Source organism: Marinobacter sp. DY40_1A1 (genome assembly GCF_016597815.1).
GTDB lineage: Bacteria > Pseudomonadota > Gammaproteobacteria > Pseudomonadales > Oleiphilaceae > Marinobacter > Marinobacter xiaoshiensis.
In genome coordinates, this window is record NZ_VCHA01000005.1 from 180,807 (window position 1) to 193,539 (window position 12,733).

At 48.2% G+C, this 12,733-nt stretch carries 12 protein-coding genes; 2 read left to right on the plus strand and 10 right to left on the minus strand.

From position 1 onward, the window contains the following. Nucleotides 1–40: 40 nt before the first annotated feature. The 3 genes from FFI61_RS13715 to FFI61_RS13725 all read right to left on the minus strand — a co-directional run bounded on the left by FFI61_RS13715 (nt 41) and on the right by FFI61_RS13725 (nt 3,473). Complete coding sequence (locus FFI61_RS13715) at nt 41–958, minus strand: lysozyme inhibitor LprI family protein (RefSeq protein WP_200371147.1); 918 nt, start codon at nt 956–958, stop codon at nt 41–43. 290 nt (nt 959–1,248) lie between these two features. After that, nucleotides 1,249–2,922, minus strand: a complete 1,674-nt coding sequence (locus FFI61_RS13720; protein WP_200371149.1) for an AIPR family protein — start codon at nt 2,920–2,922, stop codon at nt 1,249–1,251. Nucleotides 2,923–3,029: 107 nt separating this feature from the next. Continuing rightward, nucleotides 3,030–3,473: an HNH endonuclease gene (locus FFI61_RS13725; RefSeq protein WP_200371151.1), complete on the minus strand. Its 444-nt coding sequence runs from the start codon at nt 3,471–3,473 to the stop codon at nt 3,030–3,032. 57 nt (nt 3,474–3,530) lie between these two features. Here FFI61_RS13725 and FFI61_RS13730 point away from each other — a divergent pair, with 57 nt between their 5' ends. Further along, nucleotides 3,531–4,550, plus strand: coding sequence for an IS30 family transposase (locus FFI61_RS13730; protein ID WP_200371153.1), 1,020 nt, complete (start codon nt 3,531–3,533; stop codon nt 4,548–4,550). On the opposite strand, the gene FFI61_RS13735 is transcribed toward FFI61_RS13730, so the two are convergent. The 7 genes from FFI61_RS13735 to FFI61_RS13765 form a co-directional block, all read right to left on the minus strand. Continuing rightward, entirely contained in the window at nt 4,547–5,035 is a 489-nt protein-coding gene (locus FFI61_RS13735) for a hypothetical protein (protein ID WP_227714932.1), read from the minus strand. The genes FFI61_RS13730 and FFI61_RS13735 overlap by 4 nt on opposite strands. 432 nt (nt 5,036–5,467) lie before the next feature. Further along, complete coding sequence (locus FFI61_RS13740) at nt 5,468–5,947, minus strand: hypothetical protein (protein WP_200371157.1); 480 nt, start codon at nt 5,945–5,947, stop codon at nt 5,468–5,470. A gap of 91 nt (nt 5,948–6,038) precedes the next feature. Then, nucleotides 6,039–7,022, minus strand: coding sequence for a hypothetical protein (locus tag FFI61_RS13745; protein ID WP_200371160.1), 984 nt, complete (start codon nt 7,020–7,022; stop codon nt 6,039–6,041). A 443-nt stretch (nt 7,023–7,465) separates the two neighbouring features. Beyond that, complete coding sequence (locus tag FFI61_RS13750; protein ID WP_200371161.1) at nt 7,466–7,621, minus strand: hypothetical protein; 156 nt, start codon at nt 7,619–7,621, stop codon at nt 7,466–7,468. Nucleotides 7,622–7,715: 94 nt separating this feature from the next. After that, on the minus strand, nt 7,716–8,138 hold the full coding sequence (locus FFI61_RS13755; protein ID WP_200371163.1) for a DUF4160 domain-containing protein: 423 nt from the start codon (nt 8,136–8,138) through the stop codon (nt 7,716–7,718). Between the two features lie 280 nt (nt 8,139–8,418). Next, nucleotides 8,419–9,114: an NrdJb gene (locus FFI61_RS13760; protein ID WP_200371165.1), complete on the minus strand. Its 696-nt coding sequence runs from the start codon at nt 9,112–9,114 to the stop codon at nt 8,419–8,421. Nucleotides 9,115–9,143: 29 nt separating this feature from the next. After that, nucleotides 9,144–11,288, minus strand: a complete 2,145-nt coding sequence (locus tag FFI61_RS13765; protein ID WP_227714933.1) for an adenosylcobalamin-dependent ribonucleoside-diphosphate reductase — start codon at nt 11,286–11,288, stop codon at nt 9,144–9,146. Between the two features lie 608 nt (nt 11,289–11,896). Between FFI61_RS13765 and FFI61_RS13770 the strand changes: the two genes are divergently transcribed. Beyond that, complete coding sequence (locus FFI61_RS13770; protein WP_200371167.1) at nt 11,897–12,715, plus strand: DUF6160 family protein; 819 nt, start codon at nt 11,897–11,899, stop codon at nt 12,713–12,715. The last annotated feature ends 18 nt before the right edge of the window (nt 12,716–12,733 follow it).

Consider the following 12,733-nt stretch of genomic DNA (forward strand, 5'->3'; position numbering starts at 1 on the left):
TAAAATCAACACTTATCTGTTTCAAATATAAACAGGGGTATCAATTCGCATTAAACCTTTCACATTGTTCCTTGGCTTTTAATTCCGATGCGATAAAACCCTTCAGGCTAAACGACACTTTGTTCAGCAGAACGAATTCAGATACACCGCTTGTATTGTGCTCTTTCAAGGAAAAGGAAAGCTGGTCTCCTTTGCGCAACTGGCTGGGCAGTGAGGTAAAGGGCTGCAACTGGAACAACAATAATCCCACATCCAACGTATCGGTTCGCGGTGTGGCGATGATGATGGCATCTTGACTGTCAACGTTAGCAATCAGGGACACGATAACGGGCAGCGGCTGAGAGGGCTTTTGTCGCAAGGGTGTATACAGCATGAATATCGGGTTATCACAGTGCTTTGCACCGTAGAGTATTTGAAAAATTGAGTTATCGCTCATGGTCTCGGTGATCACGCCACGGGACTTAGGGTTGGTTTCGACGCTCCAGTTGCCGTAGTGCCAGATTTCAGTAGGTTCGCTTGTCTGAGCGTTTGGTTGATCGTAATCGAATCCCCTGAGAGGTTCTGGCAGGATCGGTGGAGTGGAATCCATGGAGTTTAGATGATCTGACCAAAGGTTATGGGTACGCTCTTTCGCCAGTCTATAGGCGCAGGACAAGTACATGGATCCGCGGATAGTGCCCTCTATCCAGGATTGATAGACGGAGTCACAATAATTTCGCTGGTAATCGAGCCAATTTGTTTGGCTTGCTTCCAGCGCCCGCACGACCTCGGGGTAGTCTCTACGGACCTCTTTTGCTTTTTGGTAGTAGCGCTCCATTTCCTGTTTTGCCGCCTTAACAACTTCGGTTCGGCATTGGTCGATGCTGACGGTGTTTTCACGATGGCCACACTCGACCATGCTAGTTGCGAAGGATGGGTAGTGTGCCAACAACAACGAAAGAATGATTAGTCTCTTCAAAAAACTTCCCCATACTAAAATTGAGCAATATCGCTAGTTTCCCGGAGCGCGAGCGCATCTCCTGGCACCCCAAGAAGTAATTGAGCCTCGGGGGCATTAGTGGCGGCGCTCACCTTGTTATGCCATCCCTGTGAAGCTGGATTGTTGCAGGGGTGTCAAGGCGGTTGGCCGCACCCTTCACAAAAAGTATTCTACTTTGACTCATGTAAATAATTATAACGCTGCCAACACGCGCAGCTTTGTAGTGGAAGCAAAGCCGAAACTAAAAGTTGTCGCTGTGCTTGGCCTTGTTAGCTCAATAAGTTCTCGACTAGTCCCGAGCCCTTTGCAACTTGATCAGTTGCACCTAAGTCATTGAAAGCAGCAAGCACAACATTTAATGATTCCGCCAACAACTCTGGACTTATGGATATTGCCGGGAGAGATGATAATTTAGAAGAGATATTTTCCTTTCCCCCTGCAAGGCTGATGCTAACCATCATAGCCACATAGTATTTAATATTTGTGACCATCTTCCTTTCTAAATCAAGGCCGCATTGCTCAGGTTTAAGGTATATTTCTACAGCCTTCATTATTTGTATGACCTTAAGATAAATATCTATAGGGTAATCTAAACTAAAAATCTTTCGATACTCAGTATCAGAGTTTATTAGCGTAGATGGTCTAGCCCTTGCGCTGTCCGGCTTCAGCAATGTTGTTGCCATCATTGCTTGTGCCATATAGGGAATGCTAATAATCTTAGCGACTGGCATACCTTGATTTTTATAGTGATTTTTCTTCCTGTCGTAGTAGAAATCATTTGCTTTTAGAAAATCTTCAATGTTTCTATGTATTTCATCTGAACTTCGCAATGACGCAGGAGGAATGGATGTCTGGCTATTTGTTGCCCTAATTATCCTATCCCTTGCTTCTTCATCTTCTTCACAAATAACACGAACTAAAACAGCTCGACCATCACCTTCTGTATTTTCTAACTCAGCAAAATGTTGGTAAATTTCATGAGATGTTTGTAGGCCGTTAACGATTTGTGGGTCTTCGATTGTTAATTGCTTACCGGCTAAGACAGCTTTTGGTGTGATTATGGTTACTCCATTATTTAGATACCAAAAGTTTTCAGAATGGATGTTTTCTAGTGTTTTTCGAATACCAGTATTTACAATAACACTTCCTTGATAATCACGTACGTTTGACTCAAATATACTCCTTGCCAAAGCTCCAGAATCAGAAATAAAGTCAAAGTATTTTGATAAAGAAACTAAACATATATAACTTCCAGCGTCAGTCCCAATTGGCGACTCAGAAACAGTGAGAATTCGTGAATTTGATGGGATATTACGTGTCATTTCAAGTAGTTTTGAAGCCCCAACAAAATCAAATGAGAACTCAGCACCACCAAACATTTTCCCTACATCTTCACGAAGTTTAGGGACCTTACCTGCAACGTTAGGGTGAACTTCATTACCCTGAGTTGCGTAGTAGTAATGTATCTCTAAGCGAGGAAATGTACTTGCTAATTTGGAATAGGCATCTCTGAATAGCTTAGTTTTATCTATCAAACCGCTATTGTACCGATCTGCATAATCATCGGGATCGTTAGCGAGGTTGAGCAGATCTTCTGCCGACTCTCGGAATTTTATTACTGCATCTTCCTTAAAAGAGGCAGAGGTTTTAGACTGAATTATAATAAGTTCGATGTGATTCTTTTTCTGATTAGAATTAATTGTCGTATCTTCTTTGATCAGTTCGCCATTTAAAAATGTATATATTGAGTCAATCCCACCATCACCACCATCACCTACTATTCCGTAAGCAATGTCATCATAGGTCAGATCGTAGTCTTTTAGGATTTCTGATGACGAGTAAATTTCGAAATACTCGGGTATAGATAGCTCGCCTCCAGACTCTGCACATCTTTCTGAAATTTTCTTAGCAAGTATTATCTGGTCATTTGTTTTTTGATTCATTCTAACTCTCTATCGATTGTAGCGAGATTCATTTGACGTGAAGCTAACGCCCGCAACACCGGACAATTTGTAGCGAAGCTGAAAATTGTTCCGTATGCTTGCACTTGTTAGCGTCTCTGTCGCGTGAATTGTATCCATCTACGATCCAGCAAATGTCTGGAAGCCGCAATTTTTTTAGAATTCTCTAACGGACGACCATTCATATGTCTATACTCATCGACACTATTAATAATGTGAACTTTTAAAGTATCGGGTTCAATACCCAAGAGATAAAAGTCGAATAACCGATGTAAATCAACTCGCAAAAGCAATCCATTTTGCAAGCTATTCGAATCAGCACCATCATATGGAGCGATGTGGGCCGCTTCGACGACTTGCGGAATTTTTACGCCGCTAATCAAACATGCACCGCCATAATACTCAAGCAAATCCCTTCGAAACTTAGCCTGCCCTTCACGTATGGTCTGGCGGACTAAATCAATACGCTTACTTTCTTTATTATCTTGCGCCGTGCCGTGGCTAAAACTACTTCTTGGAATATCGAGAGGCATAAACCCCGCGCGCTCAATAACTAAGTGCAACACCCTCTAATCGAGTACCGTGTTGCCATGGAAAAACACTATCATCACCTTAGTACCACCGACCGCGTTACGCTCATGTTCCTGAAGCGCCAGGGCCTAAGCCTTCGTGCCATTGCCAGTGAGCTGAACCGCTCACCCAGCACCCTGAGCCGGGAATTGCAGCGGCGTGCGGTTGAAGGCCGGCCCTATGATGCCGAAGCAGCAGAACTCGCAGCTCGTTCAGCACGTTTGCTATGCCGGCCCCGGCGCAAGTTGGTCGAGGGCACAGACCTCCATGAGGTGGTCGTCGACATGCTGCGAAACAAGTGGTCTCCTCAGCAAATCAGCGGCACACTGAAGACCATGTTTCCTCATCATCCTGAGTTTCAAGTCTCACATGAGACCGTGTACAAAGCCATTTATGCCCAGCCTCACGGCGAGCTGCGCAAGGAGCTGATTACCTGTCTGCGTCAGGGTCACACCAAGCGCCGTCCCCGTGCTGGCGGGGTTGATCGTCGCCAACAAATCCCGGATCTGGTCAGCATCCACTTGCGACCGCCGGAAGTCGAAGAACGACTGCTGCCTGGACACTGGGAAGGCGACTTGATCAAGGGTGCCTTCAATCGCTCAGCCGTTGGCACCCTGGTCGAGCGTGTCAGTGGTCTGGTGTTCCTGGCCAAGATGGATGGTGCCACCGCCACAGCGGCCGTTCAGGGCTTCAGTGCCGCGTTGAATCGGGTACCGCTGAAGATGCGCCAGACCTTCACTTACGACCAGGGCCGCGAGCTGGTGCGCCATGCTGAGATCACCCAAAAGACTGGCACGGCGATCTACTTCGCTGATCCACACAGCCCCTGGCAGAGAGCCATTAACGAAAACACCAATGGCTTGTTGCGGCAGTACATGCCCAAGGGGACTGATTTGTCTGTGTTCAGCCAGGATGAGCTCGACGCCTTTGCCTTCCAGCTCAACACACGGCCTCGGAAGCGGTTAGGCTTCAAAGCGCCACTGGAAGTGTTTATGGATCTGATCAACCGTACCCAGGAAGCGCCATCAGGCGTTCATTAAACCGAGTGTTGCACTTGGAGTTGGAGACCGCCCCCTTCCAAACTCTTGATAGAGTCATGGTCAATCAATTTATCAGGGCTTTGTAACTGTGAATCTATTCCCATGTGGTAACGGATATAAGCAAGCAGCACGGCAGCGTCTGCTTGAGATGAGAGCTTCGTATCTCTCATTCCCCACAAGACATTCAGCTCTTCGATCGACCAATTTGCTATAGCCTCTTTTAGTTCATCACTGACGATCCTGCGGCTTCTCTCCATTTTTCTGAGATTAGTCTTTAATAAGTACTGTTCGAACTCATCTTTGGTATCATCATCGGTGTTCCATTGTGGGATACCTTTAATACCGGCATCTAATTTTTCTTCGCGGCGCAATTCAATTTTTTTTCGTGCTTCCGCATTTCTTTGGGCAGCCTGTTTGTCTCTTTTCTTCAGCTGCTCATGCTGTTGCCGCAACGCTTCGAGTGATTTGACCTTTCTCTTCTTCATCATGTCCTTATTTGGTTGGTCGCTAACGCGGAGCACAGCGGCGGCCACCGGCCGCGCACTGATGCGGTTTGTTAAGGGGTCTATTAGCTACGTTTACCAAGACCGGGGGCTCCAGAGGAAATCTCATATCCTTTTATTTGGTTGAATCCACTCGCTCTGTGCATTTGCTCTCGCTTGATCCGCTGCTCCATAAGCACTATCTGCAGCGTAAACTTTGCTTTCACTTTCTGTGAATCGGCTTCAGCACGATCACGACGTAACCTCTCGAGATGATTTTTGAGCTGAGTTAGCGTGCTCTGCTTTCTCTTACGCTTCTTTTTCACATTGTCCCTCTATTCCCTTAACGCCAATATTAAGCGGCGCCCGACTAGGGCGTCCGGTGGACGGCCGCCAGGCCGGGAACGAACTTGAATGACTGGTTAAAACCTGACATCAGGAACCACCGGGTTTAGCCAACCGCACCAAGACATTGCTATGTTGCGATCCAGATTCGTTCTCATGCCGCGAACCGAAAAGATTGACCCACTGGCCCTGAACTAGCAGCAACTCCCCAGCACCAGCACTGTTCCCATTACTCGCAGTGTAATTGCCAGCATAGTTGAATTGAAATTGGTCGGGCGAGCCTGCGACTGGCTTGAGCTCATAACCTATGGACAACTCATTTGAAGAAACAAAGCCTTTATCCTCGCTCGATACGCCAACCTTTAAAAGACGCGACTTCTTCAGAAAACTGGGCAAAACATCAGAAGGTGTATTGTTAGCTTGGCACTCACAATACCGAACCTCCAGCACCAACGACTCACTCGCAAGATAATCTTCAGGAACGGGATTCCCGGCAAGGGCAAAGCCGGGGAGCAGGAGTAGAAAGAGTAGACGAAACTGCCAAGCAAAATGTGGTGCTATCCGTTGCATGTAACCTCCTGGTTTTTAGTTTTAACGCCCGGCTCCCGCGCCGGTTTGGAGCCGCAAAGCGGCGGAAAATCGGTCGCTGTGCAGCCGTTTGTTAAGCATTTGCGGCTGCTAGTTTGAAATCCTTGTCAATTGCCAGATCGGTGTTTAGCCGAATGCGCTTACACATGTGATTTGGCACTTCATCGCTTAAAGGCTCTATAAGGAAAAGATTTTCTGCACACCAAGACTCCACTTCGAGATTTGTAGACATTACACAGTGCGAGATTCCTAAGTCCTGTTCATCCCTTTTGACCGTGACCGTACCCATAACGGATAGTGTGCCGAACGTCTCATGGTGCTCAACTGGGTTTCCCTTCACGTCGACGAACTGCGCATTGTGTGATATCGAGCTTTTTTCAGCAGCGACTTCACATTGCGCTTTTTTATGGCTCCGAATATCAAACTCTGACTGATGGAAAAGCAGAAGCGTGCACAGCGTTATCTTGTCCGATAGAGAAAGGATCACGTCGGTGTCAAATCGTAAGCGATTAGCTCCGAGGACGCCTACCAACTCGTCGATCAGTTGATCTTGGGTAAAAGCAGCATTGCCACTGATGAAGCTCATTACGTACTGAATTGCTTCGAAAGTATTTTCCGATAGCTTACCGTCTTTATACTGAGCTATTTTCTCCTTTTTATCGATTTTAAAGCTGTTTTCTATTCTGCTTTTTAACCGAGATGCAGTTACGTTGAATTTTTCCTTTAGAATTTCTTCTCCGCATTTTTCAACCTGAAATATCATCAAGCGTTTAATCCAAAGCGGAAACGGCCGTGATAAATCCAATGTCTTTTTGGATGAATTATATTCTAGGAAAAACCTCATACTAAGATACATGGTTTCAAGAGCCTGGTTTGCCAGCCCTCTGTCCCGACTATCATTGTGAGCTACGAAGTCGGCTATCTCTCTGAAGACCCTGTGATCAGAGGAATAAGCGCGCAGCTTCATGAAAAGGTTGTCAATATCGTTTTCATCAAAATTGCCAGCTTCGATCTTATCGACAATCTTTTGGGTTTTAATTTTTTCCGCTGGCTTCACAATGCCACCCTGATCTTGTTGATGCTTAACGCCTTTATAAACGGCGCGCGTATCTTAGCGCGTCCAGTGTAGGCCACGTATTTTTGTGGTCGAAACGATGTTTTATAAACTTGTTATTTTTCGCATAAAAATATAGAAATTACAGAAAAAAATCCATGCACACAACATGCTACCATCTAAAAATAAACTTAAATGGCAAATATATTAGACTTCCAATTATTAGAGTATATAGAGAAATAGCTAAAAAAACGCCAAATGGGGGAGCTAAGACGGCAATGTATATCCCCGGTATTAACATTAGATCGTACCACATTGCTTTACCGCCACCGTGTCCACCCGAGTGGAGTAAAATATAAAAGGATCCGCTAACTGATACTAACAACCCAAACAAGTAACTAATAATTATTGTCGTAACCTTTACTACTTGTTTACTCATTCGTAATTCACTCCTGAAATATAACGCTGAGTACGGCGGCAGCTCCACCCGCTGCAATTACGGTTTCACTCAAAGCTAAATCCAAAGATGTGATTTTTGCGGAAAACCACAAAACCATACCGCCGATTAAGGCATCCAGAACGACAACTACCAACTCATCCATGAGGTCTATCCTTATCTTTTAACGCTTGCAGCATGCGCGCCTACGGAGTGGAGCCGAAGGCGCAATGTAGTGGGCGTCGCCGTGCCTGCACTGGTTAAGTGCCTTTATATGGCCCGACTGTGCACTCCGTCGGCCTGGATTCATCCCATGCTTTGATCAAGAGCGGTTTCGCCTTTTTATGCCAGAACCGAATTTTTCGGTAGTCCTGGGATTCGATATTTCCCTCTAACTTCTCACACGACTCGATAGAGAAGCTGGCGTCCACATTGGGGGACTTTACATGAAAATGCGGTGGTGGATGCTCATTCGAGTAGATCTCAATTTTCAGCCCGTTGACCCTTGCCACAAGTTTGCGAATTTCTATGAGAAACTCGTCTCCATCTTCTTCCCACACGGAACAGGGATTGTGGAGCAGCGCCTCTAGCCACTCAGCAAACTCATCCATGCCCTCAAGCTCGTCGGGATCAACGAGATGGAATCGTCCGAATTTTCGGTGTTGCTCCTTCGTTGGCTTCATGGTTTGCCCTAGCACTTAACAGCGTATTAGACCGCATTCTTCGTTATTCAATATCGTGACTTCCACATTTCAGGCATCGCGATTACGTGCTTCCTAAGCAAGCTACTCACAAAACTAGCCTAAAACCAAACAATTACAACCGCGCTGCAATGAAATTCCGTAATATCACCTCGCAATAACGAAGCGGTCACGCGATTACAAGGCTGCGGTAGGTGAGGGCACAAAAAAAGGCCCGAAGCGTTAACCCGGGCCTTCCTGTTTCTCTCGCTATCGAGTTACCTCAACCGCACTTACTATCCCCGCAAGACAAACAAGTCGCGCAACCATCCATCACAATCACCGCCTTGGTGCTGCACTTGCCGCACATGGTGGCATTGGGTGGGAAGTCGCCAGCCTTGTCATCGTTGGTTGCCTTGGCGTTATTGGCTTCAAACTCTGCACGCTTTTCGGCGAGGATGCGCTTGGTGGTTTCGCTCATTTCCTCGCTTTCCATTAGGCCTACGGCCTTCAGGTGCTTCTCGATTACCGCACCAATTTCTGCCACCAGGGAGGGCATGAATACGCCGCCCTTTTTGAAGTAGCCGCCGTTGGGGTCGTATACCGAGCGCAGTTCTTCAACCAGGAACGTCAGGTCGCCGCCTTTGCGGAATACCGCAGAGATTACGCGGGTGAGGGCGATTACCCACTGGAAGTGCTCCATGGATTTGGAGTTGATGAACACTTCGTACGGCTGACGGCTTTCGTGGTCTGTGTCTTCGTTCAATATGATGTCGTTAATGGTGATGTACATCGCGTGCTCGGCCACGGGCGGTTTGATCTTGTAGGTGGTGCCTACAAGAAACTCTGGCCGCTCGATGTACTCGTTCATTTGTACCAGTGAGGTTTCTGGCTGTGCTGCCGGCTGTGGGCTGGCTGCATCTGTGTCGGCTTTCTTTACCCGGTAGCCGACGATTTTATTGCTGATTTTAACTGTCATGTCTCTATGTCCTGTGTCGGTGTTCCGGATCAATACTTTCCGTAGGTGCCTTCTTTAAGCGCGTCAAACAGGTTGGCGGCGGTGTGCATTTCGCCGTCGTACTCTACCTGTTCGTTGCCTTTCAGCTCTACTTTGCTGCCGTCGTCGAGGGTGAACTCGTAGAGGGTGTTTTCAAGGTCTTTCTCTTTTACCAGTACGCCCTGGAAGGCTTCCGGGTTAAAGCGGAAGGTGGTGCAACCTTTCAGGCCCATGTCGTAGGCGTAGAGGTAAATGTTTTTGAATTCCTGATATTCAAAGTCGGTCGGCACGTTCGCGGTTTTGGAGATCGACGAATCTACCCACTTCTGTGCGGCGGCCTGGATGTCTACGTGCTGTGCCGGGCTTACATCATCTGCCGTGGTGAAGTAGCTGGGCAGTTTTTTGTCTTCTTCGTCTGAGAAGGGCATGGCACCGGGGTTTACCAGGTGGCGGTAGGCCAGCAGCTCGAAGGAGAATACGTCGACTTTTTCTTTGGTCTTACGGCCTTCGCGGATTACGTTACGGGCGTAATGGTGCGAGAAGCTTGGCTCAATGCCGTTACTGGCGTTGTTGGCCAGGGACAGGCTGATGGTGCCAGTAGGTGCAATGGAGGTGTGATGGGTAAAGCGGCCACCTTTCTCAGCCAGCTTTTCAACCAGCTCTGGCTCAACCTTGGCGATTTCCTGCATGTAGCGGCTGTACTTGGCGTGCAGTACGCGGCCTTTAAGCTTGTCGCTGATTTTGTGGCCATCTTTGGCCAGTTGCGGGTTTTTACCCATCATTTTCGGGGTAATTTCAAAGTCGTCGTCCATGATTGGCGCAGCGCCTTTCTCTTCGGCCAGTGCCAGCGACTGACGCCAGCCTTCTACGGCCATTTCACGCACAACGTCTTCTGTGAACTGTACGGATTCATCAGAGCCGTACGGCATGCGCAGCATGGCAAGGGTTGAGCCCAGGCCCAGAATGCCCATGCCGTGGCGGCGCTTGTAGGTGATTTCGTGGCGCTGTTCGGCCAATGGCAGGCCGTTGATTTCTACTACGTTGTCCAGCATGCGGGTGAATATGCCCACAACCTTGCGGTACTTTTCATAGTTGAAGCTGGCTTTATCAGTGAACGGGTAGTCCACAAATTTGGTCAGGTTCACAGAACCCAGCAGGCAACTGCCGTAAGGGGGCAGGGGCTGCTCGCCACAGGGGTTGGTGGCGCGGATGTCTTCACAGAACCAGTTGTTGTTCATCTGGTTGACCTTGTCGATCAGGATGAAGCCGGGCTCTGCGTAATCGTAGGTAGAGGTCATGATGGTGTCCCAGATGAACTGGGCTTTCAGGGTGCGGTAAATGCGGCACGCCACCTTGCCTTCATCGTTAACCACATAGCCATCCAGTATCGGGAAGTCGCGGTATACGAACTGGCTTGGGTCGGTCAGGTCCAGGCCTTCTTCTGCTACTTCTTTCTCGGTTACCGGGAATGAGAGGTGCCAGTCGCTGTCGTTGCGAACCGCTTCAATGAAGTCTTCAGTGATAAGCAGGGACAGGTTGAACTGGCGCAGGCGGCCATCTTCCCGCTTGGCCTGGATGAAATCGATTACGTCCGGGTGGTGAACGTCGAAGGTTGCCATTTGCGCGCCGCGACGGCCACCGGCAGAAGACACGGTGAAGCACATGCGGTCGAAGATATCCATGAACGACAGCGGGCCGGATGTAGTTGCACCGGCGCCGGCAACGTAAGCACCTTTCGGGCGCAGGGTAGAGAACTCATAACCGATACCACAGCCTGCCTTGAGGGTGAGGCCTGCTTCGTGGTTTTTCTCCAGGATGTCGTTCATGGAATCCTGAACGGAGCCAGATACGGTGCAGTTGATGGTGGAGGTTGCAGGCTTGTGTGCTTCGGCACCGGCGTTGGAGGTAATCCGGCCTGCAGGAATGGCACCGTTTTTAAGAGCCCAGGCAAAGTTTTTCATCTGCTCGGCGCGAACATTTTTGTTCTCTACCTGAGACAGGGCAACCGCAACGCGGTGATATGTGGCGTCGATGTCCTTGTCTACAGGTTCGCCGGTTTTGGTTTTAAGCTGGTACTTGCTGCTCCAGATGTCTAGCGACGTTTCCTGCATCGGAATCGTTGTAACCACTGCCTCTGCCTTAGCCTTAGCGTTCATTGCCACCCTCGATCTTTAATAATGTCTGTTGTCTGTCGATGACACCCTTTCGGCGGTGCCATATCCCTGTAAAACCTTGCTAAACCTGCGCTTGTGCTCTTGATTTTTGCGCGGCATTTATGTTTTGCCGCTAAAACACTATATGTGGTGCTCGGGAGAGCCTGTAATAGTGCTCCGGTACCTGATAACTACACCCGGGAAGCGGCTGCTTTAGGGGCTTTGGCCGCTAGTACGCTTGCTTTTGCGCAGGTTTGGTGTGAAGTGGTTTGCCCTATATATGGGCTTGTTGTGGGGTGAGTATAACAGGATATAGTGGTTTGTGAATTTAAGTGGGGCTATTGAGATGTGACTTCTCGCAAAGAAAATCAATGGGAAATGGCTTGCAAGAAATAAAAGTTCAGTAAATCCGTCGCTTGGGCTCTAAAAATCGAAATTACTACATGTTGTGATCAAAAAATGCTCTAGAGCGGTTGTTTTACTTAGTAAATACACACTGTTTGTGACTCCTGCACGTATTCAGATTGTATGTGTCGCTAAAGTAGTGATGTGGCGTCGAAAACCGTAGTGGCCCACAGGATGTGGTAACGACTATAAAAAGGAAAAGAACAATGAAAGGCCTGAAACCTACATTGCTAGCGCTGTGTATTGCGGGGGTTACACCTGCAGCCATGGCTGACATACAGCGCCTGGATGATTCCATGATGGGTAACATCACGGGGCAGGCGGGCGTAAGTATTGAACTTGAAACGAAAATCGATATCGGCCGCTTCCTTTATTTCGATGAAGGTGCGCTGGCTATCGAAAACATCAGTATTGGCGGTGCCGAGCGCACGGATTTCTTCGGGTTCGGCGGGATTGCCGGGCCAACCGGTACAGATCGGTTGGACAATATCCGGATTGATATTGATGTGCTTGCGGATGGCGATGCTGCGATTAATATCGTGCCAACAAACTTTGCTGCGGTGGATTTTCGTATCACCACAGGTGCCTGGTATCTGGCTGCCACAGACGGAAGTAATAATTCCACCGATCTGATTGGCAACTTTTTTGCGGAGGGCTTGATGGGGCGTGGCTCTATTCACATTGATACAGCAACCGATGTGATGCGCTTCAGAACAGCTTTCGCGATTGAGACCATGGAGTTTGATGTGCCATTCCTGGCGATTGGTGTGCGTGGCATGCAAATCACCGGTGCCGATTACGATCGCTCTTTCCCCAGTCCGTTGGATCTGTTTGCTGAGGTGGATCTTTATATCTACGAAGGCGCTCGGTTCTCTAACGGTTGGTCGTCTTTGGCGATTGAGATGCCGTCGTTCCGGGCGGATATCGGGATCAATGAACTGATTGTTGGCCAGCAGTCCATAGGCAGTATTTTTGTGGATGACCTTGCGATTACAAATACGTCGATGCGTATCTACGGTCACTAAGGGTTGGTGCAGTAACAA